The organism is Porphyrobacter sp. AAP60 (assembly GCF_001296025.1).
In the GTDB taxonomy this organism is placed as follows: domain Bacteria; phylum Pseudomonadota; class Alphaproteobacteria; order Sphingomonadales; family Sphingomonadaceae; genus Erythrobacter.
This window is the reverse complement of record NZ_LJHV01000002.1, coordinates 209,065-233,332: the sequence shown is the minus strand read 5'-3', so window position 1 is coordinate 233,332 and position 24,268 is coordinate 209,065. Positions and strand designations below refer to the sequence as shown.

Sequence of the window (24,268 nt, the reverse complement as noted above, 5' to 3'; positions counted from 1 at the left end):
CGTGGCCTGTTCGCAGTCTGGCGCTTTCTTCAGCACACTTGTGAATGGCCGCGCCCCCGCTATGTCCGGCAATAACGTAACGGGAAGCACTGGCAAAATTACCGGATGACCACATCGACGCATCTTATGGGCCAGCGGCGCTTTCTGCCGTTATTCCTGACCCAGCTGCTCAATGCGCTGAACGACAATCTCTACAAGAACGCGATGGTGCTGTTCGTGGTCTATCAGGTGTATGATTCGCCTGAGACCGAAACGCTGATCAGCGGCGTGGCGACGGCGGTTTTCGTGCTGCCCTTCGTGCTGTTTTCCGCCACAGCAGGCCAGCTGGCCGACATGCGGGACAAGACCAAGATCATCCGCTGGATCAAGTTTGCCGAAATCCTGATCATGTCGGTTGGTGCCACTGGCCTGCTGCTGGCCGCCAGAGGCATGCAGGTGGAAAGCCTTGCGATCCCGCTGATGTTTGTCGCGCTGTTTGCGATGGGAGTGCATTCCACCTTCTTCGGCCCCATCAAATACGCGATCCTGCCGCAGCATTTGCACAAGGAAGAAGTGCTGGCAGGCACCGGACTGGTGGAAGCAGGCACTTATCTCGCGATCCTTGTCGGCATGATGCTGGGCGGCGCGCTGCCGATCATGTGGAGTATCGTTGGTGTGATCCTGATCGCGCTGATCGGCTATGCCACCTGCCGGTTTGTCCCGCCTGCGCCTGCCCAATGCGCTGAAACCAAGGTGGACTGGAATCCGATCCGCGCATCGAAATCGCTCATCACCTTTTCGATGGGCAATCCCGAATTGCGTTATTCGGTGTTGGCGATCAGTTATTTCTGGACGATCGCGGCGATCCTCTCTGTGCAGTTCATCCCGCTCGCCAAGAACGTGCTGCTTGCTGACAAACAGGTCGCCGCTGTGCTGCTGGTGGCATTTTCTGCCGGTATCGCGATTGGCTCGGTTTCGATCAATGCGTTGCTGAAAGGCGATATCTCGGCGCGTTATTCGGCGCGGTCGGTGATGGCGCTTGGTGTGTTGCTGATCGGTTTTTATGCATTGTGCCGGGTGTGGAATCTTGAACCGGCAGGCGAACTGTTCACGGTGGGCGAATTTCTGGTGCAACCGCTGGCGCTGGCGCTGATTGTCAATCTTTTGCTGATTGCGGTTGCAGGCGGGATGTTCGTGGTGCCGCTTTATGCCTTTCTCACCACCCGTGTCGACAAGAGCGAGGCTTCGCGTTCGGTCGCGGCGAACAACTTCATCTCGTCGATCTTCATGGTGGTGGGGGCAGGCGTGGCGGGCGCGCTGGGTGTGCTGGGTATTCCGCTGCAGGAACAGCTATTGGTCAGCCTTATCCTGTGCCTGTTTTCGGCCCAGCTGGCGCGCAAGCTGCACGCCACCGAAGCGCTGCGACCGCCCGAAACATTCTAGATGATGAAGGCGAGTACCGCAGCCGTTGTTGCGACATAGGTGCTGGCGAAGCCGCGCACATCCGCCATTGTCAGCCGCCACAAGGCTTCTGCCGGGATCGGAAACAAGTCGCGCTTCACATGTGGCGGCAGGCTGGCGCGGAACCAGTGGCGGGCCGTTTCGTCAGTAAGAACCAAGCTGCGACGCATTTTGCGAGTCTCCATTTCTTGGCGGAGACTTTAAGACTTTCTTAACCTTTTGGAACCTGTGCGCGCAAAGTGTTGCAGGGTGGGACATGATCAGGGCGGTCTTAACCTTGCGGGAGAATTTGCGCCGCGCTGCCCCCGGCGGTAGAGGCCAAAGCTTACAAGATGGGAGAATGTTTCGTGCCTGATTCCACGCGCCCAGATGCCCCGCGCAGCGCGGCTACCTTGCTGGTAGAATGCCTTGCGACGCAAGGGTGCGAGCGGATCTTTACCGTGCCCGGCGAAAGCTTTCTCGCGGTGCTGGACGCCTTGCCAGACCGGCCGGAAATCGACGTGATCACTTGCCGCCAGGAAGGCGGCGCGGCGTTCATGGCCTGCGCTGATGGCGCTATGGGCGCGGCAGGCTCCGGGCGTCCCGGCGTTGCCTTTGTGACGCGCGGCCCCGGTGCGACCAATGCCAGCATCGGCGTGCATGTCGCCCATCAGGATTCGCAGCCGATGATCCTGTTTGTCGGCGATGTCGCGCGCGGGATGCAGGGGCGCGAGGGCTTTCAGGAGATCGATTTCGCGGCGTTCTTCGGCCCCATCTGCAAATGGGCTGCCCGCATCGATGATCCGGCGCGCATTCCCGAATATATCGCCCGCGCTTATGCGACTGCGATCAATGGCAGGCCCGGCCCGGTGGTACTGGCTTTGCCGGAGGATATGCTGGTTGAGCAGGTGTCCGCCGCCCTCTCGCCCCGCCCTTTCGTCACCCGCACCGCGCAGGCCGCTTGCCCTGATGCAATGCAGGCGATGTTCGATATGATCGCTGATGCTGCGAGCCCGGTCGCAATCATCGGCGGTGCTGGCTGGAACAGCAAGGCGCGTGACTATTTCCAGCAATTTGCCGAACGTATCGGCCTGCCTGTGGCCACCGCCTTCCGCCGGCAGGACGCTATCCGTCCGGATTGCCCGGTCTTTGCCGGAAATCTGGGTTACGGCCCCAATCCCAAGCTGGTCGAACGGGTAAAGCAGGCCGATCTGGTCGTCGCCGTCGGTGCGCGGCTGGGAGAGGCGACGACCGATGGGTATACCGTGCCGTCGCTGGAGCATCCGGGGCAGATGCTGATCCACATCCACCCCGATCCCGAAGAGCTGGGCCGGGTCTACCGCACCGATCTGGCGCTATGCTGCGGAGTGGATGAGTTTGCCGAATGTGCTGCACTATGGGAGGACGCGGGGATCATCCCGTTCGATGCCGGGGCCGAGGCGCACCGCGAATGGCTGGAATGGGCGACACCGCCTGCGTCGGACGCTGCCATTGATCTGGCCGCTTGTGTTGCTGCCATGCGTGATAGTCTTCCGGCCGACACGATTATCTGCAACGGCGCGGGCAATTTTGCCGGTTGGTGGCACCGTTACTGGCGTTATGCGGCCTATCCGGGCCAGCTGGCCCCAACCTGCGGCGCGATGGGTTACGGCGTTCCCGCCGCGATTGCCGCCGCATTGCGATATCCCGAACGCACCATCGTTGCCGTGGCCGGCGACGGCGATTTCCTCATGAACGGACAGGAACTCGCCACCGCTGCCCAATATGGTGCCAATCTGATCGTGGTGGTGATCGACAACGGCGCCTATGGAACGATCCGGATGCATCAGGAACGCGAATATCCCGGCCGCGTATCCGCCACCACGCTCGCCAATCCCGATTTCTCCGCATTGGGCGCGGCCTATGGCGCATGGAGCACGCGTGTCGAAAGCACAGCGCAGTTTATCGCCGCGCTTGATGAAGCCAAAAGCCGCGGTGGCATCCGCCTGATCCACGCGCTCACCGATCTTGAACGCATTGCCGCGAGCGGAGCAACGATCAGCGGACTGCGCGCAAGGGCGAGGCCCGCTGGGAAACGCAAATAAAAAGGCCGCCCCTTAAAGGAGCGGCCTTTCGTAAGTATTCAGTGAACGATTTTAGATATCGTCGCCCAAGGCACCCTGAATGTCGCCTTTGGCCTGCTGGGCTTTGCCCTTCAGTTCCTGCTTGGCGCCATCGGCTTTGGTTTCAGGATCGTTCGAATGCTGCTTGGCCTTGCCAATAGCTTCGTTGACATTGCCTTTGATGTTTTCGGTCAGCTTACCCATGATAATCTCCTATTTATCAACGGCTGGTCTTGTGCCGTTTGAACTGGATAAGAGAGAAGCTTTTGTAATGTTCCATTCAGGCGTGACTTGCAAGGCAGGTGGTTGCTTTGGCGCGATAAGCTGCCCAAGCCTACCCTCCAGCCATCTCGCAAATGATCTGCCATTCGCGCGGCGTGATTGCGCAGACTGACAGGCGCGATTGCCGGATCAGCTGGATTTCAGCCAGGCGCGGTTCTGACTTGATTGCGGTGAGCGTTACCGGATGCGCTAGCTTCTGCCCGGGCTTGATCTTGACCGCCGCCCATTTGCCCGTCTCGTCGGTGGGGTCGGTAATCCCTGCTACGCTGACGGTGCAGATACCGACAATTTCCAGCCCTTCGCGCGAGTGGTAGAAAAACGCCTCGTCCCCGACTTGCATGGCTGCCAGATTGTTGCGCGCCTGATAATTGCGCACCCCATCCCACGTGCCCTCCCCTTCCGCGACGAGATCATCCCAGCTGTATTTGAATGGTTCGGATTTCATCAACCAGTAAGCCATGCAGCGGCGCGCTCCGTTTTGCAGCAAAGCGCCCCGATAGCCTGCCGCTTCGCCGATCGCCAAGTCCCCGGGCATCGCAACCGCCGCAAATTAACCCGATCTTTAGCGTGATCTGACAAACCGGTCCGGGTCGCCGAAAGCATTGCTTTAGTTGGCGCCGGGTGAGTGGGGCGAACAATTTCGATGGATCAAGAGCCGGACAACGCCTTGAACGCAGCCGAACGCGATTTTATCGCGTTGGGCATTGCGACCGCTGCGATCATCCTGCTGGTCGGAACCGGTGGATCGGTTCTGCCCAAGGCACTGGATTCGTTGCTGGGCGGAGGCCCCCGTCCTGACAATATCATGGTCAGCGCGATGTTGCTCAACGTCGCACTGGTGCTTTTCGGGTGGCGCCGTTACCGCGAACTGACCCGCGAGATTGCAGAGCGCCGCCGCGCCGAAGCACGCGCGCAGGAACTGGCGGCCACCGATCCGCTGACTGGCTGCCTTAACCGGCGCAGCATGGCCGACGCGACCGAAGCCTTGCGTATCCGCGCGGAGGAACGCGGCGAGGCTCTCGCCTATTGCATGATCGACATCGATAATTTCAAGCAGGTCAACGATATGCACGGCCACACCGCAGGCGACGCGGTGCTCGTGATGCTGTGTGACCGGGTCCGCGGGCAATTGCCCCGTGATGCACGTTTGGCGCGACTCGGCGGCGATGAATTCGCGTTTGTCATGGCCTATCCCGCCACCCAGCGCGAACGTGTGGATGATCTGGTGATCCGCCTGTTCGAACAAATGTCGCTGCCGTTTGAACTCCAGGATTTGACGCTCGAAATGACCACATCGATCGGACTGGCCGCCGATCATGAAGCCGATGGCAGCATCTGCCGCGAATCCGATTCCGCCACGTTGATGCACCGCGCCGACATCGCGCTGTTCCACGCAAAGAAGCAGGGTCGGAACCGGTTTTTCTGGTTCGAGCCAAGCATGGAACGCGAATTGCGGTTCCGCAATCAACTCGAAGTCGGCATCCGGCGCGGGTTGGTACAGGACGAATTTGTGCCCTTTTACGAACAGCAGGTGGATGTTCAAAGCGGCGAGCTTGTCGGCTTTGAAATGCTCGCCCGCTGGAAATCGCCGCAGCTCGGCCTGATCAGCCCTGAAATCTTCGTACCCATTGCCGAAGAAATCGGCGTGATCGCCGCTTTGTCGGAACGCCTGATGGAAAAAGCGTTTGTCGACGCGCGCGAGTGGGATGATGGCCTGACCCTATCAGTCAATGTCTCCCCGGTTCAGCTTCGCGACCCATGGTTTGCCCAGCGCTTGCTCAAGATGCTGGTGGAAACAGGCTTCCCGCCGCAGCGGCTGGAAATCGAGATTACCGAAAGCTGCCTGCACGAAAATATCGGCATGGTGCGATCGATGATCACCAGCCTGCGCAATCAGGGGGTGACCATAAGCCTCGATGATTTTGGTACCGGCTATTCCAGTATCGAACAACTGCATCACCTGCCCTTTGACCGCATCAAGATCGATCGCAGCTTCACCAGCGAACTGCGCAAGCCCGGCGGGCGTTCGCGGATCGTCGAAGCCATTGTCTCTCTCGGCCGGGGGCTGGATCTCCCGCTGACCGCCGAAGGGGTCGAGGATGATGCCATCCTGCAGGCATTAAAGCCGCTGGGACGGCTGAAGGCGCAAGGCTATCTTTACGGGGTGCCCGAAGACAGCGAGACGGTACGTCAAAGGCTGCATTTGGCTGGCAGGCTGGTTGTGAGAACGGGCAGTCCGATCACCGCACGCGAAACCGCAGCCACCAACTTGCCGATGCCATCGCCGCACCGTTCAGCCAAGGGCTGATACGGGAGCGGCACTAAGATGGCCCGGCCCCATGGCGGGTCGGGACTGGACGTGAGGCGCAGCGGTGCATAGATGCGCAGCCGTGACGATGCGCATTCCCTTCATCAAGATGCACGGGCTCGGCAACGATTTCGTCGTGCTGGACGGGCGCGCGGCGCCCTTGCCTGTCGTGACCCCGCAGGCAGCCCGCGCCATTGCCGATCGCCGCACCGGCATCGGCTGCGATCAGCTGATCGTGCTGGAACCCAGTGACACGCACGCTTTCCGGATGCGGATCTTCAACAGCGATGGCGGCGAGGTGGAAGCCTGCGGCAATGCCAGCCGCGCAGTCGCATTATTGCACGGCGCACCTGTCACCATCGAGACAAGCGGCGGGCCGATTGCGCTCGAGCCACTGGATGGCGGTGCCCGGGTGGACATGGGCGCACCCCGGTTCGATTGGGATGCGATCCCGCTTGCCTACCCGATGGACAGCTTCACCATGCCGGTGGGTTGGGACGAATTGACCGCACCGATGGCCGTCAATGTTGGCAATCCGCATGCGATCTTCTTTGTTGACGATGCCGATACCGTGCCGCTCGAAACGCTTGGCCCGGTGATCGAACATGATCCGCTGTTTCCCGAACGCGTGAACGTGAATGTCGCCAGCCTTGCCGGGCCGGATCATTTGCGCCTCCGGGTGTGGGAACGCGGCGCGGGCCTGACCCAGGCTTGCGGCACCGGGGCCTGCGCCACCGCCGTGGCGGCGATCCGGCGCGGGTTGGTGCAAAGCCCGGTGCGCGTTACTTTGCCCGGCGGCGATCTGGTGATCGCATGGCAGGCTGGCGGCACCATCCTGATGAGCGGCCCTGCGGCCGAGGCATTTCGCGGCACCTTCGACTGGGCCGATTACGCCGGGGGACCGCAGGCTTGAACGCGCCGCATATCATCAGCCTCGGCTGCCGCATGAACATCGCGGAAAGCGAAAAGATGCGGGCGATGCTGGCGGGCGGGGAGAATCTCGTCGTTATCAATTCCTGCGCGGTGACGGGCGAAGCCGTGCGCCAGACGAAGAAAGCAATCCGCCGCGCGCGCCGCGATCATCCGCAGGCGCGGTTGGTGGTGACCGGCTGCGCGGCAGAGATCGACCGGGCCGAAATCGGCAGGATGGACGAAGTTGACGGCCTGATCGCCAACGCCGCCAAACTGGATCCAAGGGCATGGAACATCGCTGGCGGAGCCGCTCCCGTCGCTCCTGCCCGCACCCGCGCTTTCATCGCGGTGCAGAATGGATGCGATCACGCCTGCACCTTCTGCGTCATCCCGCAAGGGCGCGGGGTCAGCCGCTCGCTTCCCGTCACCGAAGTGCTGCGCGAGGTGGAAACTCATCTGGCCGTGGGCGCAAAAGAAGTCGTGCTTACCGGGGTCGATCTGACGTCATGGGGCCATGATCTGGCTGACGCACCGCGGCTCGGCGTGCTGGTCGCGGCGATCCTTGATGCCTTCCCCGCCCTGCCCCGCCTGCGCCTGTCATCGGTGGACGGCGTCGAAATCGACGAAGCCCTGTTCGAACTGCTTGCGCACGAGGCGCGGGTGATGCCGCATCTGCACCTCAGCTTGCAGCACGGTGCGGATCTGATCCTCAAGCGCATGAAGCGCCGTCACCTTCGCCGCGACGCGGTAGAACTGGTTGCCCGATTGAAGGCGCTGCGCCCTGACGTTGCCATCGGCGCAGACCTGATTGCAGGCTTCCCGACCGAATCCATCGCGCACCATGGCGATAACCTGTCGATCATCGACGAACTCGATATCGTCCACGCGCATATCTTCCCGTTCTCGCCCCGACCCGGCACCCCTGCGGCAAGGATGCCGCAGGTACCGCGCGATGTGGTGAAGGCCCGCGCGGCAGACCTGCGCGCCCGCGCCGCCACCCGCCGCGCCGCATGGCTCGCCAGCCTTGTGGGTGAAACCCTGCCCGTCCTCGCCGAACGCGACGGCACGGGCTATGCCCCCAATTACGCCCGCGTGATGCTCTCCCCTGCTGTAAAAGCCGGGCAGATCGTCGATGTTGCAACGCAAAGGGTCAAGGAAGGCCTGCTCGCATGAGTGAATCCAGCTGGAGCCAGCGCCTGTTCGGCGGCTTCGCCAAAACCTCGGAACGCTTGACCGCCAATCTTGCCGGGGTGGGCGGCGCGGCAAAGCTCGACAATGCGACATTGGACGAGGTCGAAGACGCGCTGATCATGTCAGACCTTGGCCCGGCTGCGGCGGGGCGCATCCGCGCGCGGCTTTCGGACAAGCGCTTCGGCCTTGAAATTACCACCCGCGAACTGCGCGAGGCCGTGGCCGAGGAAATCGCCGCGATCCTGCGCCCGGTCGCCAAGCCGCTCGAAATCACGGCCTTTCCGCGCCCGCAGGTAATTCTTGTGATCGGGGTCAACGGCAGCGGCAAGACCACCACCATTGCCAAACTCGCCCACCTGTTTCAGGAGGATGACTACGGCGTGCTGCTGGCGGCGGGCGACACTTTCCGCGCCGCCGCCATCGGCCAGCTGGCGACATGGGCGGGCCGTATCGGGGTTGATCTGGTGCGCGGGCCGGAAGGTGGCGATCCGGCGGCGATCGTGTTCGACGCGGTCAAACAGGCAACCGATACCGGTATCGATGCGCTGATCGTCGATACGGCAGGCCGCTTGCAGAACAAGGCAGAGCTGATGGAGGAGCTGGCGAAAATTCGCCGCGTCCTCGGCCGTATCAATCCCGAAGCCCCGCATGATGTGGTGCTGGTGCTGGATGCCACCAACGGCCAGAACGCGCTGGCCCAGATCGACGTGTTCAAGGAAGTCGCCGGCGTCACCGGCCTGATCATGACCAAGCTGGATGGCACCGCGCGCGGCGGGGTGCTGGTGGCAGCGGCAGAGCAATACGGCCTGCCGATCCACGCCATCGGGGTGGGCGAAAAAATGGAAGACCTGCGCCCGTTCGATCCCGATCTGGTGGCGCGCGTAATTGCAGGAGTGGCTTAGCCTCATCCCATCACCGTTCGCCCTGAGCTTGTCGAAGGGCTGCTTTTTTCATTCTTGGAGCGTGACGTTGGAAGAGAAAGACAGTGCTTCGACAAGCTCAGCACGAACGGGGAAAGAGAAGTCCCCGGCCTCAAGCTGGCTCAACGTCGCGGTCGATTACGGCCCACTGCTGGTGTTTCTCGGCGTCTATCGCTGGAGCGCGCCGGAAACGCCCAATCCGGCAGGAGAACTGGGCGCGATCATCAATGGCACCGGCGCTTTCATGGTCGCTGCCGTCATCGCGCTGCTGGTGTCGAAATTGCGACTTGGCAAGGTATCGCCGATGCTGTGGTTCTCAACCGCACTGATCGTCGGCTTTGGCAGTCTGACGATCTTCTTCGGCGACCCGACCTTCGTGCAACTGAAACCGACGATCATCTACGCCAGCTTTGGTGTCGTGTTGTTGGCCGGGTTCTTTGCAGGCAAGGCACTGCTGAAAATCCTGCTCGAAGCCGCATTCGAGGGTCTGTCGGACGAAGGTTGGCTCAAGCTGTCGCGCAATTGGGGAGTGTTCTTTCTCGCGCTGGCGGGCCTCAATGAAGTATTGCGCGCCCAGATGGATTTCGAAGGCTGGCTGTGGGCCAAGATCTGGGTGTTCCTGCCGCTGACCTTCCTGTTCACCTTCAGCCAGATCCCGATGCTGCTGAAGCACGGGCTGAGTTTCGAGGACAAGGACGAGGTGCTCAAGGACGAACCGCCGACGGGGTGAGATGTGCGATGGGTCTGATTTTTCTCAACGGCACGACTTCGGCGGGAAAGACGAGCATCGCACGCGCCCTTCAAGCTCAGCTTGTACGCCCCTACTGCATGACAGGTATCGACGATGCCTTTGCGATGCTGCCCGACCGCCTTCACAACAATAGCGAAGGCTTTTTCTTCGACCGCGACGAGCGCAATCTGGTTCGGCTGAATTTCGGGCCAGTTGGGCTGACATGTTTGAAGGCGCATCACCGCTCTGTGGCAGCTATCGCCAGGTGCGGCGTCGACCTGATCTGCGATGAAGTCATCTTCACCGAAGAACTGCGCCGCGACTGGATGGAAGTCCTTTCGGGCATCGAGACTATATTCGTCGGCGTGCATTGCTCTCCCGAGGAACTCGATCGCCGGGAAATCACGCGCGGTGATCGGGTGATTGGTCAGGCGCGAGGGCAGATTGACGTCGTGCACGCACACATGCGTTATGACATCGAAGTGGATAGCACAGACCAATCGCCCGCCATGCTGGCTCGCGAAATTTCCGTCCGATTGCCTGCATCGTTCTCACAGGCGACAGGCTAAGCGGCGGAGCCTCTAAATCTCCACCTGGCTCCCCAGCTCCACCACGCGGTTGGTGGGCAGCTTGAAGAAATCCATCGCGCTTGCCGAATTGCGCAGCAGCCACGCGAAAATCTTCTCGCGCCACAGCGGCATTCCCGGCTTTTCCGAAGGCAGCAGCGTCTGGCGTGAAAGGAAGAAGCTGGTTTGCATCATGTCGAAGGTGCCGCCGCAGCGCTCCAGCTTTTTCAGCCCGAGCGGCACGTCGGTTTCCTCCATGAAGCCATAATGCAGCACGGCACGGTAGAATCCGTCGCCCAGATCGGTCATCTCGCAGCGCGCTTCGGGATCGACATAGGGGACATCGGCAATGCTGATCGTCAGGATCACCACACGTTCGTGCAGCACCTTGTTGTGCTTGATGTTGTGCAGCAGCGCAGACGGCACGCCTGCCGTGCTCGATGCCATGAAGATCGCTGTGCCGGGGACGCGGAAGGCGGAGTTCTTGGCCGACTTGGCGAAAATCTCCAGCGGCAGCGCGCTTTCGCTCATCCGTTCGCGCATCAGCGTGCGTCCGCGCGCCCATGTGGTCAGCAGCGTGAAGATCACGAACCCGATGGCAAGCGGCACCCACCCGCCCTGCGGCACCTTGATGAGGTTCGCGCCGAAATAGGCGACATCCACGATCAGGAAGGCGATCACCAGCGGCAGCGCCTTCCACAGCGGCCAGCGCCACAGCGAGAGCAGCACCGCGGCCAGCAGCAGCGTGTCGATGAACATCGCGCCCGTCACCGCGATGCCATAGGCGGCAGCCAGATTGCTTGAAGACTGGAAGAACAGAACCAGCAGGATCACCATCACCATCAGGCCCCAGTTGATCGCCGGAATATAGATTTGCCCTGCCGCCGAAGCGCTGGTGTGGCGAATGTCCATCCGCGGGATGAAGCCCAATTGGATCGCCTGCTGAGTCAGACTGAAAGCGCCGGAAATCACCGCCTGGCTGGCGATGATCGTGGCCAGCAAAGCGAGGATGATGACCGGCACCCGCACCATATCAGGGATCATCAGGAAGAACGGATCTTTGATCAACGCTGCCGCCGCCTCGGGCGAGGTTTGCGACAGCACCATCGCGCCTTGACCCATGTAATTGAGCATCAGCGCGGGAAACACGAAGGTCAGCCACGAAATGCCGATTGGCTTGCGGCCGAAGTGGCCCATGTCCGCATAAAGCGCCTCGGCCCCAGTCACCGCCAGCACCACGCTGCCGAGCGCGACAAAGGCGACAAAGCCATCGGTGACGAAGAAATTGACCGCATTCAGCGGATTGATCGTTTCCAGAATAATTGCCGGATTGGCGGAGAGATGCATCACGCCAAGCGTCGCCAGCATGCCGAAATAGGTCAGCATGATCGGGCCGAACAGCTTGCCTACCCGTTCCGTCCCGCGGGATTGGAGCGCGAACAGGCATACCAGAATCGCCACCGCTGTCGGCACGATCCACGGTTTGAAGCCGGGGACAATGTATTGCAGACCCTCGGTGGCAGACAGCACCGAGATAGCGGGCGTAATCATGCTATCGCCATAGAACAGTGCCGTGGCGAACACGCCCAGCAGGATCAGCGGCGCGGTCCACCGGCGATTGTCCGATGCGCGGCGGATCAGCGCCAGCAGCGCCAGACTGCCCCCTTCACCCTTGTTGTCGGCGCGCATGATGGTGAAGACGTATTTGAGCGTCACCACCATCATCATCGACCAGAACACGAGGCTCAACACCCCGTGGATATGGGCGGCATCCGGGGTGATGCCCGGCACGCCGTTGTGCGAAGCGAAGGTTTCGCGAAACGCGTAAAGTGGGCTGGTGCCGATATCGCCAAAAACCACCCCAACTGCGCCTGCGGCAAGCGTCAGGGTGGAGGCTTTTGGCCCATGGGCATGAGCGGCCGAAGCGGCGGGTGATGCTGTGGTGATCATCTCAATCGGATTTCCCGCTGCTCCGGTACTGCCCATCCCGTCCAGACGACTCGTCTAGTGGACACTGGCCGGAAAGGCCGCGCGCCTAGCACTACGCTTTCGCACCTGCAACATTGCCGCGCCGGTGACAAGCTGGAGACATAATGCTGCTATTGCCCCTGCAACATCGGAGCGCGGGCGATCATGTCATCCAGCCGGGCGATTTCCGCCTCCAGATCCGCACGCCAAGGCGCATCGGGCGGGGAATTTGCGACAAGTCCGGCCCAGACATTGCGCGCCGCGCGGACTTCACCGCTTTGCAGGTAGGCCACGCCAAGAATGTATTCCGCGCCCGGATGGGCCGGATCAACCGCCTTGGCCCGCGAAAAAGCCTGCACGGCCGGCGGCGTGACAAAGCCATCGGCATGGCCAACCAGCGCCATTCCCAGCGCCAGCCAGCTTTCCTGATCATCCGGGTTCTCGGCCAAGCCCCTCCGCAGCATCGTCGCCGCATCGGCGAACTGACCGCGCCGGGCAAAGGCATCGGAGGTCAACAGATAGGATGGTGGCGGCTGCGTGCGATCGAACAAAGCGGCGCGCCCTTCAACCATCGCCTCGCCTTGCGTGCTGGCCGCGGCAACAGGCCCTTGTTTGGGTGCGGCGGGCTGACCGGGCACGCCCTGCCAGGCATAGCCTGCGAGGCCGAACACCAGCGCCGCGCCGAACAGCGTCAGGCCTTCACGCGGGAGCTTCAGAACCAGCACCGCAAACGCAAATGCCGCCAGCGCCAAAGCGCCCACTGCCAGCCAGCCTTCGATCATGTCGGCTCTCCATCGGCAGCGTCGCTGCGCCGCTTGCCCAGACGCCGTGCCAACACCGCGCCGACGATCAGGATCAGCACCACAGGAATTGCAAACAAGGGCCACGTCGTCGCACTGACGGTGGGGTTATAGCTGACATAGTCGCCATAGCGCGCAATCAACCAGCTGCGGATCTGATCCGGGCTTTCGCCTGCCAGAATGCGGCTGCGCACCTGATGGCGCATGTCGCCTGCCATCGGCGCATCGCTATCAGCGATGCTTTGCGATTGGCACTTGAGGCAGCGCAGCGTGTGCATCAGCGCGGTGGCCTCGGCCTCCAGCCGGGGATCGTCGAGCTGGTTATAGGCATAGGGCGCAGGCGGCATTGCGTCCTGCGCGGTCAGGGGCATCGCAAGCAGCGCTGCGAGGAAAGCCAGCACAGCGCGGATCATCGGGCCTTCTCCAGTTCCGCCAACAGCAGCGCCACGTCATCTTCGCGGATATCGCCGATGTGCTGATACCGGATCACGCCCGCCGCATCGATCACGAAGGTTTCCGGTACGCCCGACGATCCGATGGCGAGCTGCACCTCGGAAATATCGTCTGCCCCGACGCGGCTGTAGGGATTGCCATAACGGGTGAGGAAGTTGGCAACATCGGCAGGCCGATCGCGAATGGCGATGCCGATAATTTCCACACCCTGCGCTTGCAGTGCTTCAAGCTGCGGGGCTTCGGCAATGCAGGGCAGGCACCAGCTCGCCCAGATATTCAGCAGGCGCGGCTTGGTGCCGACAAAGTCCGCCTTGGCCGCTCCGGGCAGGCCTTCAAACGCGGGCTTCAACGCGAAGTCCGGCAGCGGCTCACCGATCATCGTGCTTTCGACGAACTGGCTCTTTTCCTGCGTAAGCATATAGCCTGCCAGTCCCGCGAAAAAGGCGAACAGGGCGAGCGGCACCCACAGGAACAAACGGTTGCGCATGGCTTACTCCGCCGGCACCGGCGCAGCAGCGCCCAGTGCCGCGAGATCGGCGCGGCGCTCTTCGCCCACCTCGCTTGCATGGCGGCGCTTCACATCAACCCGCACGCGGCCGACGATTGCCAATATGCCGCCCAGCGAGATCAGCAATGCGCCGTACCAGATGAACGTCACAAACGGCTTCCACCACATGCGGATTTGCCAGCGCCCGTCTGCGGCCTGATTGCCGAGAACAGCGTAAAGCTGTCCGTCCCAGCGGGTCAGCAGCGCGCTTTCGCTGGTCGATTGCTGCGGCGACCAGAAATTGCGGGCCTGAGGAACAAGGATCACCGGCTCTCCGCCATCGCGGCTGACGGCAATGCGCGCTTCCAGTGCTGTCCAGTTTGGCCCCGCCACGGGCGTTACGCTTTGCAAGGTGAAGCTGAAATCACCGACCTGTTCGGTTCCACCCGGAGCGACCGCGGCAAGCCGTTCCTGACTGAACGCGCCTTCGCAAGCCATCCCGAACAGCGAAACCGCCACGCCGAAATGCGCCAGCACCATGCCCCAGGTTGCCAGGGGCACACGGGCGAGTTTGCGTCCGCGCAATGGCAGGAATGATGCCAGTGCCAGCGCGGCAGCCAGCCCAAGGCCGAGCAGTGGCAGGAACGGATAGTCGCCAACCATCGCCGTAACCGCGATCACTGCGATCAGCACGGCCGCAAGCATCAGCATTTCAAACTGGATGCGCGCAGGCTTGTCTTCCTTCCAGCGCAGCAACGGGCCAACCGCCATGACAAGGAACATCGGCACCGCGAAAATCGCGCTTGCCGGGTTGAAATAAGGCGGGCCGACTGAAACGCGCACGTCGAATGCCTCGGTCACCAGCGGGTAAAGGGTGCCTAGCAGCACGATCGCCAGAATCGCGGAAAGCATCACGTTGTTGAACACCAGCGCGCCTTCGCGGCTGGAGAAGGAAAAGCGCTTGCCCTCGGCCACGGCGCCCGCACGCAGGGCGAAAATGGTGAACGCCCCGCCGATATAGAGAAGCAGCAGGACAAGGATGAACGCCCCGCGTTCGGGATCGACGGCGAAGGCATGGACGCTGGTCAGCACACCCGACCGCACCAGAAACGTGCCCAGCATCGACATCGAAAAGGCCAGCACGCCCAGCATGATCGTCCACGTCCGCAGCGCATCGCGCGCGGCCAGCACACTGACCGAATGCATCAGCGCGGTCGCCGCAAGCCATGGCATCAACGAGGCGTTTTCAACCGGGTCCCAGAACCACCAGCCGCCCCAGCCCAGTTCGTAATAGGCCCAGTATGATCCGGCGGCGATCCCGAAGGTAAGCAGTACCCATGCCCCCAGCACCCACGGGCGCAGCACCCGCGCAAAGGCCGGGTTGACCTGATTGGTGAGCAATGCGCCCATCGCCAGACTGAAGGCGACCGAAAGGCCGACATAGCCTGCATAAAGCGTTGGCGGATGGATCGCGAGGCCGATGTCCTGCAGCAGCGGGTTCAATCCGGTGCCCTCCATCGCAGGTACGGGCAACCGTTCAAACGGGTTCGAAGACAGTAACAGGAACGCGTAAAATCCCAGCGCCACAAACCCCTGCACCGCCAGCGTGGCACCCATCGTGCGTTCGGGCAGGCGACGCTCGAATGCGGCGAGCAATCCGCCCGACGCGGCCAGCACGCCGACCCATAGCAGCATCGATCCTTCGTGATTGCCCCAGGTGCCGGTGAGTTTATAGACCAGCGGCTTCATCGAGTGGGAATTGCTGGCAACCAGTTTGATCGAAAGATCGGTGATCGCAAAGGCCCACAGCAGCAAGGCGAAAGCCAGCACGGCCAGAAAGGCCTGCACCACGGCGGCAGGGCGCGCATAGATCGCCAGCGGGTTGACCTCGCCTTCGGCGGCCTTGAGCGCAAACGCGCCCGAAACCATTTGCAGCACCGCCAGCGCAGCGGCGAGCCACAGGGCAGCCAATCCGATTTCGGCAATCATTGCTTGGCCCTCGTTGGTGTCACGCTGCTAATCCAGACCCACTGTGGTGTCGGCAGCCATCTTGGCGGCCTGCTGCGTGCCCATGCCTTCCAGCTCTTTGGGCACGTAATTCTCGTCATGCTTGGCGAGCAGGTTGGTGGCCATGAACACGCCGTTCGGGCCAAGGCTTCCTTCGGCCACCACACCCGAATTTTCAACGAACAGATCGGGCAGGATACCGCTGTAACGCACCGGGATCGCGTCGGCAGTGTTGCCGGTGACCATGAAATTGACTGTTACGCCGTCGGCTTCGGTTTTGATCGATCCGGCCTGCACCATTCCGCCCAGACGCACCGCCTGCCCCACTTCGGGCGGGGTCGCGGCCATCTGTTCGGGCAGGTAGAAATAATTCGCCTGATTGCGCAGGCTCCACGCCGCCAGCAACCCGGCACCGATGATCGCCACCAATGCGATAACGACAAGAATCAGACGTTGGTGCTTGGCTTTCATTTCGGTTTCCTGTCAGCGCCGTTTGGTCGCATCGCGCCGTGCCTCGGCCTGCGTCATCGCGCGCCATGCCCATAGGATCAGCGCCGCCAGTGCTATACCGCCGACAGCATAGGCCAACAGCACGAAATCCCACTGGTTCAATTGTTCGCGCATCATGCCTGCTCCATCGCCGGAGCAGCGGCGAGCGGCGCATCATCATCCAGCGCCCGGCGGCGCAGGCGTGCCTCGACCTGTCCCTGGGCGATCAGGGCGCGCATCCGCATCAGCACAATCGCGCCGAACAATAACGAAAAGCCCGCCACGGCGACCAGCAGCGGCACCAGAAATGTCGCCTCGATCGCGCTTTTGCCCGCGGTGATGCTGGGCGGCTGGTGAAGCGAGTTCCACCATACCACGCTGCGGTTGATTATCGGAACATTGACCGCGCCCACAATCCCGAAGATCGCGGCGATCTTGTTCGACCCGCCCTCGCGCGCGGTGGCCTGCGTCAGGGCGATATATCCGGCGTAAAGAAACAGCAGCACCAGCATCGAAGTCAGCCGCCCGTCCCATTCCCACCAGGTGCCCCAGGTCGGACGGCCCCAGATCGATCCGGTGGCAAGGCAGATCGCGCAGAACACCATGCCCGGCACGGCAATCGCCCGCGCGGAAATCGCGGCGAGCGGGTGCTTCCAGATCAGCAGCATGGCGCTGGAAATCGCAATTCCGGCCCATCCGCCCATGCCCAGCCATGCGGCGGGCACGTGAATGAACAGGATGCGCACCGTCTCGCCCATCAGCCGGTCTGGCGGCACCATGAACAGGCCCCACGCCACAGACCCGACAGACAGCAGCAGCCCGCCCCAGAACAGGAACGGTGTCAGCCACTTTGCAAGGGCAAGGAATCGGGTGGGGTTGGCGTAAATGTGCATGGGTTTTCGCGTCTGGCCGGGCTTGTAGCCTTACACCCGTTCCCGACAAGAGAGCAAATGGTGCAACGGGTGTTTCGTTCCCGGTGCAAAGCTTGCTTCAGCCGCGCCCGATGAGCTTCTGGGCCATCCGGTCAGCCACCACATCGGACGAAATGCCCGTCGCCGCGCTTTCCTGCCAGATCTGTTCCAGCCTTCCGGGGATTTGCGCCACCAGCGCGTTCACTTCGGCAATGTCCCCGATGCGCCCCTGATTGCGCGCCAGATACTCGGTCGCGACCGAGATGATGCCGCCCGCGTTGATGACATAGTCGGGCGCATAAAGGATGTCGCGCGCCGCCAGCAAGGCGCCGTGACCGGCCCGGGCCAGCTGGTTGTTCGCCCCGCCCGCCACAATTGCGCAATCCAGCCCGGCGATGCCTGCATCATCGAGAATCGCACCCAGCGCATTGGGGCTGAACACGTCGCACGGCGTTTCCATGATCGCATCGGTGCTGGCGGTTGCCGCGCCCAGTTCCTGCGCGAGCGCGGCGGCGCGCGAAGCGTTGATATCGGCCAGCGTCAGCTTCGCGCCGTCCTTCGCCAGCAGGCGGGCAACCCCGCCGCCGACGCTGCCTGTACCTTGTACAGCGACGTGAACGCCCGCGAGGCTATCCTTGCCCAGCTTGTGCGCCACGGCCGCCTTGATCCCGAGATAGATGCCGTAAGCGGTGAAGGGGCCGGGATCGCCGCCCGCACTGCCCTCGCCCGCAACGGGAAGCCCCGAAACATGCGCCGTGCGGCTCGAAACGGCGACCATATCCGCCTCGGAAATGCCGACATCTTCGGCGGTGACGTAACGCCCGCCCAGCCCTTCGACTGCATCGCCGAAGGCGGCGAGCATTTCGGGCGTCTTGATCCGCTGTTCATCAGCCAGAATCACTGCCTTGCCCCCGCCCATCGGCAGACCGGCCATGGCGTTCTTGTAGCTCATGCCCCGCGACAGGCGCAGCGCATCGCGCATCGCGCCTGCGGGATCATTATAATGCCAGAAACGGGTGCCGCCCGCTGACGGGCCGAGATGGGTGGAATGCACCGCGATAATCGCTGTCAGGCCGCTTGCCCGGTCATGCACCAGCTGCACAAGTTCGTGTGCATCGAAATCGGGTTCGGCCCAGAACGCGGTCATATCAGTCCCCTGTCCGGCGCGGAACCAAACTGGCCGGGAGGGGATGATGGGGCGACCGACGGGGTTCGAACCCGCGACCTCCGGTACCACAAACCGGCGCTCTAACCAACTGAGCTACGGTCGCCACATGTCCCTGCCCGCATACCACCGTAACGGTCGCTGCCAAGCCCGCGCGAAGAAGGCGCGGTTTACGCATGGCTGATGCGCGGTCAACCCCGGTTTCGGCAGGGTTCGCGCCTCTTGCACAAAGGCCTGTTCAAGGGAAGCGAAAACTGTTTTCCCATGGTTTGCACGCAAGATTGTTACGCGGCCTGTGAAACCATTGCCAAGTCTTGCGCCGGAATTATCCTTGAAAGCGATGAACCAGACCAGCGAATCCATCGCCGCACGGCTTTCAGCGCATTCAGGCATGCAGCGCTTGCCCAGCCCCAAGGCCGAACTGTTCCAGCACAGGCGATTCGCAGACCCCGATCTGTGTGCGGCCCTGATCGCGCTGATCGAGCAGGATCGTCGCCCGTCCACTATCGCGGATGACAATGGCGATCCGGTGTTCCGCACCAGCGAGACCTGCGATCTTGCCGCCGATCTTCCCGCAGTCCGCCAGATCGAAGCGATGATCACCGCGCTGTCCGGTATTGACCCGGCGTTTGGCGAACCGCTGCAAGGCCAGCGTTACGATGTCGGGCAGGAGTTCAAACCGCACACGGATTTCTTTGCGCCGGGCGGGCGTGATTTCCAGAAGTTCTGCGCGCTCTCGGGCAACCGCACCTGGACCTACATGGTTTATCTCAATGATGTCGCAGCAGGCGGCGCAACGCGGTTCAAGCTGCTGGACAAGACGTTCCAGCCCGAAGTCGGCAAACTGCTGTGCTGGAACAACCGGTTATCCGACGGAGGCGTCAACCACGCGACGCTGCATCACGGGATGAAAGTGCGTAAGGGCGTCAAATACGTGATCACCAAATGGTATCGCGAAAAGGAATGGCACGGCTGACGCCAGAAACGAAAAAGGCGACCCCGTCAGGCCGCCTTCCTCCCACGGTCTTGCGACCGCGAACTGTTGCGCGCGGCCCGTGGGCCGCACAGCATCTTACTTTTTGAGGCTGAGCCCGCCGAAACGCTTGTTGAACTGGGCCACGCGGCCACCTTCGGAAGCCTGCTGACGGCCACCGGTCCAGGCCGGGTGGCTCAAGGGGTCGATTTCAAGCGACATGGTGTCGCCTTCCTTGCCCCAGGTCGAACGGGTCTGATATTCGGTACCATCGGTCATCTTGACCGTGATCAGGTGGTAATCGGGGTGACCTTCGGCCTTCATGATGCGTGTCCTTTGCAGCGTGGCGCCGGTACCGACCGGCGCTGCTATGAATGGGAAGCGCGCGCCTTAGTGGGGAACGCGGGGGAATGCAACCTCGGATGACGACTCCCGCGATCAGGCGGGCGGATCAGTCATCATGGCCGTAAACTCGACCTCGCAGGTCGTCTTCCCCTCGACGCTTGCCACACCCTTGAACTTGTAGACGCGGCTGCGCTTCTGGGTGAATTCGACGTGCAGGTCGAGCAGACAGCCCGGTGTCACGGGGGCGCGGAACTTGGCGTTTTCGATCCCCATGAAGATCACTAGCTTGCCGGTGCCAGCCAGCTCCATTGTCTCGATACCGAGAATGCCGGCAGCCTGCGCCAGCGCCTCGATCTGCAGCACGCCGGGCATGATCGGCGCGCCGGGAAAATGGCCCTGGAAGAACTGTTCGTTCATGCTCACGGCCTTGACCGCGTGGATCCGCTCACCCAGCGTGATCGACCTGACCCGGTCAACCAGCAACAGCGGGTAACGGTGCGGCAAGGCCTTGAGGATCTTGACGATGTCGTAATCCAGCACCTCGGCCGGTGCGTTACCCGCTTCGCTCATTACTCGTGCTCCGTCAGTATCAGCGGCCAACCGGCGCAGTGGTGGCGGCAGGCTGGGCCTGCTGCTGTTGCTGCGCCATCTGCGCGGCGATCAGACGCTGCTGGATTTCCTGATAGAGAGACACGCCCTCACGGCTCGGCTGCCAGCCCTGCGGCGGGACCACGCCGGCCGATGGCACCTTGGCGTTCAGCGCAGTGGTCACCTTCTGGGTGATGTCGGCTTCCGGCGGTGCATAGAGCAGCGAGCCCGGATCGATCACGACCTTGATCTGGTCGCGCGTCGTCACGTCCTGCAAGGCGGCGGCATACTGCACGATGATCTGTTCGATCGCATAGATACGCGCACCGTCGATCTGGTTGTTGAGTGCCTGAATTTCCTGCTCCAGCGTCTGCAGCTTGGTGAAATCGGCAGAACCCTGCTTGGCAGCGAGTTCGGCATCGTCAACCTGCTTGTCGCCATTGGTGTCGAACGAGCCGAGCAGCGTCTGGCGCTCCTGCGCCTTGGCACGGCGCAGGTCGTTCTGCTGCGCGTAGGTCTGGTTGATCTGTTCGTAGGCGTTCTGGAACGCGGTGGTGCCGATGATCGTGCGCGAAACATCGACCGTCGCCATCCGGCCTTCGACCTGGGCCTGAGCGGGAAGCGCAACCAGCGCGGTCAAAGCAAGACCAGCCGGAGCGAGAATCGTCTTGAAGATAGTCATCAGAATTGGGTTCCTACGTTGAATGTAAAGCGGCGCTCGTCATCGCCCGGCACCTTGCGGATGGTCTGGGCGAAATCGATGCGGAACGGTCCGAAGGGCGAGTTCCAGTTCACCCCGATCCCGGCGGTGATACGCGGGCTGGGCGAATCGCCAAGGAAGGTTTCCCTGATCGCGCTGCCCTGCCGCACAAACCGTTCGTTAGCGGTGCCATCGGGCGCAAAAGCGGCGGTGGTGGCATCAAGCACCGGCTGACCGCCGATAAGCACCGGCTGACCGGCGTCGTCAAGACGGGTAGTCAGGAACAGCGGGTTACCCTGCGCATCACGCTGCTGCAAACCGGTCGGGTTGTCCTGCAGAACCGGCGTTTCCACGCCCCACAGCGCGCCGATGTCGGCCCAGATCGAGGGACGCAGACCCAATTCGCGAGCGCCCGAACCAAGCGGAATTTCCAGCTCGGCGCGGCCCAGATAGTAATTGCGACCGCCAATGGCGTCGTCGCGGGTCTGGTTGCGATCGGTAATCAGCACAGGAGTGCCATCGGCGCCGGTCACATAACGCTGGGTCAGGATGCGCGGGCCGACGCCGCGAATCCGGAAGCCGCGGAACTGGGGTTCGCCCAGGAAGAAACGGTCGTTGAGGAAGATATCGTCAACGCCCTCGCCCGTCCTTTCGCTCAGCGGTATGATCGTGCCGCCTTCAGCCAGAACCGAGAAGATGAAGCCCGAATTGCCGAGACCCCAGAACTGCTGCGCACGGCCGCGGAACCGTACGTAGCGCACGTCCCCGCCCAGGCCAGCAAATTCGCTGCTGAGCGAAACGGTCTTGCCGCGGGAAGGACGTATCCGCGAGTTCAGCGAGTTATAATTGAGGCTCAGGCCGACGATCGAGCTCAACCGCGTGCCGATGGCATCGCACAGGAAACGCCCGGCCAGCAGCGGATCGCATTCGCGCCTGCCGTCACCATCAAGATCGGAGAAGAACAGGTTCTCGTCGAGCGTCACGTCTTCGTAGTTCAGCGTGTAGCTGCCGATCAGCGACATATATTCCGTCAGCGGCACACCGGCACGCATCGAAAAGCCGGTGGTCGATTGCTTGAAGGTCGTGTTGCGATCGCGGTTGGTGAAGTTGAAGCTGTTGAAATCGCGGCGGTAGATATCGATCCCGCCGGAAATATTGCGATCGAAGATATAGGGATCGGAAAAACTGACCTGCGCCGAGCGCGAGAATTGCGAATAGTTGACGCTGAGCCCGATCGTCTGCCCGCGACCGCGGAAGTTCCGCTGGCGGATCGAGCCTGCCAGAATGAACTGTTCGATTGACGAGAAACCGGCCGAAAACTGCAATTCGCCCGTGGGGCGTTCCTCGACGTTCGCTTCCAGAATGATCCGGTCAGGCGCGCTGCCTTCGGTCTGGCTGACTTCGAAGTTTTCCTGGAAATAGGCCAGCGAATTGATGCGCGCGGTGGTGCGCTGCACGCCCAGGCTGTTGAAGGCATCGCCTTCTGCCAGGCGGAACTCGCGGCGTACGACCTTGTCCTGCGTCAGCGTATTGCCGTTGATATCCACCCGTTCGACATAGACGCGCGGCGCCTCGCGCAGGATGAAAGTCACGTTCATCTTGAGATTTTCAGGATCGCGGCTGAAGCGCGGCTGCACGTCGGCAAAGGCGTAACCGAAGCGGCCTGCCAGCTCGGTGAGCTGCTCGACCGTGTCCTCGACCGTCTTGGCGTTGTAGAAATCGCCTTCCTTCATAGGCAGCTGAGTGCTCATCACGTCACTGTCGAAGTCGCGCAGCTGGCTGTCGACCTTGACCTCGCCGAAGTTGTACCGCTCGCCTTCCTCGACCACGTAGGTGATGATGAAATCGCGCTGATCGGGCGTCAGTTCGGCCACCGCCGAAACAACCCGGAAATCGGCGTAACCTTCGGTCAGGTAGAACTGGCGCAGCTTCTGTTGGTCAAACGCCAGACGATCGGGATCGTAGCTGGTGTTGGAGCTGAAGAAACTGGTCAGGCGTGCCTGCTTGGTCACCATTTCGCCGCGCAGTTCGCCGTCCTTGAACTTCTCGTTACCGAGAATGTTGATCTGGCGCACCTTCGACTTCGGGCCTTCCGAAATCTCGAACACGATATCGACCCGGTTCTGCGGCAACTGCACCAGCTTGGGTTCGACCTTGGCGGCGAAACGGCCCTGACGCTTGTACAATTCGATGATGCGCGAAACATCGGCGCGCACCTTGGAACGGGTGAAAATCTGGCGCGGCGACAGCTTGATTTCGGGCAGGATCTTGTCGGGCTTGAGGCGCTCGTTGCCCTCCAGCACGATGCGGTTGATCACCGGGTTTTCCACCACGGTGATGACAACATTGCCGCTGTTATTGGCAATCGACGCGTTGGCGAACAACTCGGTCGCGTAGAGATCTGAAAGCGCCTCGTCAGCGGCAACCGCGGTGTATTCCTGCCCGGCGCGCAGCCGGATGTAGCTGAGGATAGTGGTCGGCTCGAGCCTTTCGGCCCCGACGACGTTGATTGTCCTGATTACGTTGGCGCTGGCGGCAGGTGCGGGCGCCGCAGTAGCTTGGCCAGTGGTTTGCGGAGCAGCTTGGGAAGCAGGCTGCGGCTGGGGTGCGCCGGTTTGCGCCTGCGCAAAGGCCGCGCCGGGCATGCCGGCCAGCATCGAACCACAGCACAGCATCGCGGCATAGCGGCCGCGCCGCGCTTTCGAACGTGCTGAAGTGCCATTGACCGGCACTGCGCCCGTCTCGCTCATTCGGTTCATGCAGCTAAAATCCCGTTCCAACCGTCCGTGTCACGTCCCTGCGACCCTGAACGTGCAAACTTGCAAGTGACTTTGCGCGACCCCCAACCGGATCGTGCCTCGGCCACGGTTCCCGCCTCTGCCCGATGTGCCTTGCGCAATCAAGCCGCCGGGGCGCGGATTGCGCCCCGCTCACCGTGCTTTTGCACGGCAA

Annotated in this window: 25 protein-coding genes and 1 tRNA gene; 9 read left to right on the top strand and 17 right to left on the bottom strand. The window is 62.1% G+C overall.

The window, feature by feature from the left end:
- The first annotated feature begins 105 nt into the window (after window positions 1-105).
- Window positions 106-1,422, top strand: a complete 1,317-nt coding sequence (locus tag IP79_RS01660; RefSeq protein ID WP_054117506.1) for an MFS transporter — start codon at window positions 106-108, stop codon at window positions 1,420-1,422.
- Here the strand turns inward: IP79_RS01660 and IP79_RS01655 are convergent.
- The gene (locus tag IP79_RS01655) at window positions 1,419-1,610 is read right to left on the bottom strand and encodes a hypothetical protein (RefSeq protein WP_054117505.1); all 192 of its coding nucleotides are present in this window, start codon (window positions 1,608-1,610) and stop codon (window positions 1,419-1,421) included. The genes IP79_RS01660 and IP79_RS01655 overlap by 4 nt on opposite strands.
- A 177-nt stretch (window positions 1,611-1,787) precedes the next feature.
- Between IP79_RS01655 and IP79_RS01650 the strand changes: the two genes are divergently transcribed.
- Complete coding sequence (locus tag IP79_RS01650) at window positions 1,788-3,503, top strand: thiamine pyrophosphate-binding protein (protein WP_233994046.1); 1,716 nt, start codon at window positions 1,788-1,790, stop codon at window positions 3,501-3,503.
- A gap of 51 nt (window positions 3,504-3,554) precedes the next feature.
- Here IP79_RS01650 and IP79_RS01645 read toward each other — a convergent pair whose 3' ends face one another.
- Together IP79_RS01645 and IP79_RS01640 are read right to left on the bottom strand one after the other, a co-directional pair.
- A complete protein-coding gene (locus IP79_RS01645) occupies window positions 3,555-3,725 on the bottom strand; it encodes a general stress protein CsbD (protein ID WP_054117503.1) in 171 nt (56 codons plus the stop codon).
- Between the two features lie 130 nt (window positions 3,726-3,855).
- Window positions 3,856-4,263, bottom strand: coding sequence for an EVE domain-containing protein (locus tag IP79_RS01640; protein ID WP_054117977.1), 408 nt, complete (start codon window positions 4,261-4,263; stop codon window positions 3,856-3,858).
- A gap of 207 nt (window positions 4,264-4,470) precedes the next feature.
- Here IP79_RS01640 and IP79_RS01635 point away from each other — a divergent pair, with 207 nt between their 5' ends.
- From IP79_RS01635 to IP79_RS01610, 6 genes are all read left to right on the top strand, one after another.
- A complete protein-coding gene (locus IP79_RS01635; RefSeq protein WP_233994045.1) occupies window positions 4,471-6,111 on the top strand; it encodes a putative bifunctional diguanylate cyclase/phosphodiesterase in 1,641 nt (546 codons plus the stop codon).
- 88 nt (window positions 6,112-6,199) lie between these two features.
- Window positions 6,200-7,024 (top strand): diaminopimelate epimerase, encoded by an 825-nt coding sequence (gene dapF, locus IP79_RS01630; protein WP_054117502.1) that lies wholly within the window; start codon window positions 6,200-6,202, stop codon window positions 7,022-7,024.
- The gene (locus IP79_RS01625; RefSeq protein ID WP_197273707.1) at window positions 7,021-8,196 is read left to right on the top strand and encodes a MiaB/RimO family radical SAM methylthiotransferase; all 1,176 of its coding nucleotides are present in this window, start codon (window positions 7,021-7,023) and stop codon (window positions 8,194-8,196) included. The genes dapF and IP79_RS01625 overlap by 4 nt, the downstream gene beginning before the upstream one ends.
- Complete coding sequence (gene ftsY, locus IP79_RS01620; protein ID WP_054117501.1) at window positions 8,193-9,116, top strand: signal recognition particle-docking protein FtsY; 924 nt, start codon at window positions 8,193-8,195, stop codon at window positions 9,114-9,116. Before IP79_RS01625 ends, ftsY begins: the two co-directional genes overlap by 4 nt.
- A gap of 67 nt (window positions 9,117-9,183) precedes the next feature.
- Entirely contained in the window at window positions 9,184-9,864 is a 681-nt protein-coding gene (locus tag IP79_RS01615; RefSeq protein WP_054117500.1) for an inner membrane-spanning protein YciB, read from the top strand.
- A gap of 8 nt (window positions 9,865-9,872) precedes the next feature.
- Complete coding sequence (locus IP79_RS01610) at window positions 9,873-10,433, top strand: chloramphenicol phosphotransferase CPT family protein (RefSeq protein WP_082336947.1); 561 nt, start codon at window positions 9,873-9,875, stop codon at window positions 10,431-10,433.
- Window positions 10,434-10,445: 12 nt separating this feature from the next.
- On the opposite strand, the gene IP79_RS01605 is transcribed toward IP79_RS01610, so the two are convergent.
- From IP79_RS01605 to IP79_RS01565, 10 genes are all read right to left on the bottom strand, one after another.
- A complete protein-coding gene (locus tag IP79_RS01605; RefSeq protein WP_054117498.1) occupies window positions 10,446-12,380 on the bottom strand; it encodes a potassium transporter Kup in 1,935 nt (644 codons plus the stop codon).
- Between the two features lie 149 nt (window positions 12,381-12,529).
- Window positions 12,530-13,180 carry a tetratricopeptide repeat protein gene (locus IP79_RS01600; protein ID WP_054117497.1) on the bottom strand — a complete coding sequence of 217 codons (651 nt, stop codon included), beginning with the start codon at window positions 13,178-13,180 and terminating at the stop codon, window positions 12,530-12,532.
- On the bottom strand, window positions 13,177-13,611 hold the full coding sequence (locus IP79_RS01595) for a cytochrome c-type biogenesis protein (RefSeq protein ID WP_054117496.1): 435 nt from the start codon (window positions 13,609-13,611) through the stop codon (window positions 13,177-13,179). Before IP79_RS01595 ends, IP79_RS01600 begins: the two co-directional genes overlap by 4 nt.
- On the bottom strand, window positions 13,608-14,138 hold the full coding sequence (locus IP79_RS01590; RefSeq protein WP_054117495.1) for a DsbE family thiol:disulfide interchange protein: 531 nt from the start codon (window positions 14,136-14,138) through the stop codon (window positions 13,608-13,610). Before IP79_RS01590 ends, IP79_RS01595 begins: the two co-directional genes overlap by 4 nt.
- A gap of 3 nt (window positions 14,139-14,141) precedes the next feature.
- Complete coding sequence (locus tag IP79_RS01585) at window positions 14,142-16,127, bottom strand: heme lyase CcmF/NrfE family subunit (RefSeq protein ID WP_054117494.1); 1,986 nt, start codon at window positions 16,125-16,127, stop codon at window positions 14,142-14,144.
- Window positions 16,128-16,154: 27 nt separating this feature from the next.
- The gene (gene ccmE, locus IP79_RS01580) at window positions 16,155-16,616 is read right to left on the bottom strand and encodes a cytochrome c maturation protein CcmE (protein ID WP_054117493.1); all 462 of its coding nucleotides are present in this window, start codon (window positions 16,614-16,616) and stop codon (window positions 16,155-16,157) included.
- 12 nt (window positions 16,617-16,628) lie between these two features.
- On the bottom strand, window positions 16,629-16,772 hold the full coding sequence (locus tag IP79_RS15360) for a hypothetical protein (RefSeq protein WP_156318013.1): 144 nt from the start codon (window positions 16,770-16,772) through the stop codon (window positions 16,629-16,631).
- Window positions 16,769-17,527 (bottom strand): heme ABC transporter permease CcmC, encoded by a 759-nt coding sequence (gene ccmC / locus IP79_RS01575; protein WP_054117492.1) that lies wholly within the window; start codon window positions 17,525-17,527, stop codon window positions 16,769-16,771. The genes IP79_RS15360 and ccmC overlap by 4 nt, the downstream gene beginning before the upstream one ends.
- 97 nt (window positions 17,528-17,624) lie before the next feature.
- Complete coding sequence (locus IP79_RS01570) at window positions 17,625-18,692, bottom strand: Leu/Phe/Val dehydrogenase (RefSeq protein ID WP_054117491.1); 1,068 nt, start codon at window positions 18,690-18,692, stop codon at window positions 17,625-17,627.
- 47 nt (window positions 18,693-18,739) lie between these two features.
- Window positions 18,740-18,816: transfer RNA gene (locus IP79_RS01565), tRNA-His, on the bottom strand.
- Between the two features lie 234 nt (window positions 18,817-19,050).
- On the opposite strand from IP79_RS01565, the gene IP79_RS01560 reads away from it, so the two are divergent.
- The gene (locus tag IP79_RS01560; protein WP_054117490.1) at window positions 19,051-19,686 is read left to right on the top strand and encodes a prolyl hydroxylase family protein; all 636 of its coding nucleotides are present in this window, start codon (window positions 19,051-19,053) and stop codon (window positions 19,684-19,686) included.
- A 96-nt stretch (window positions 19,687-19,782) separates the two neighbouring features.
- Here IP79_RS01560 and rpmE read toward each other — a convergent pair whose 3' ends face one another.
- From rpmE to bamA, 4 genes are all read right to left on the bottom strand, one after another.
- Window positions 19,783-20,007 carry a 50S ribosomal protein L31 gene (gene rpmE, locus IP79_RS01555; RefSeq protein WP_054117489.1) on the bottom strand — a complete coding sequence of 75 codons (225 nt, stop codon included), beginning with the start codon at window positions 20,005-20,007 and terminating at the stop codon, window positions 19,783-19,785.
- Between the two features lie 114 nt (window positions 20,008-20,121).
- Entirely contained in the window at window positions 20,122-20,598 is a 477-nt protein-coding gene (gene fabZ / locus IP79_RS01550) for a 3-hydroxyacyl-ACP dehydratase FabZ (protein WP_054117488.1), read from the bottom strand.
- Between the two features lie 19 nt (window positions 20,599-20,617).
- Window positions 20,618-21,298, bottom strand: coding sequence for an OmpH family outer membrane protein (locus IP79_RS01545; RefSeq protein WP_054117487.1), 681 nt, complete (start codon window positions 21,296-21,298; stop codon window positions 20,618-20,620).
- On the bottom strand, window positions 21,298-24,066 hold the full coding sequence (gene bamA / locus IP79_RS01540) for an outer membrane protein assembly factor BamA (RefSeq protein ID WP_082336946.1): 2,769 nt from the start codon (window positions 24,064-24,066) through the stop codon (window positions 21,298-21,300). Before bamA ends, IP79_RS01545 begins: the two co-directional genes overlap by 1 nt.
- Window positions 24,067-24,268 lie beyond the last annotated feature (202 nt).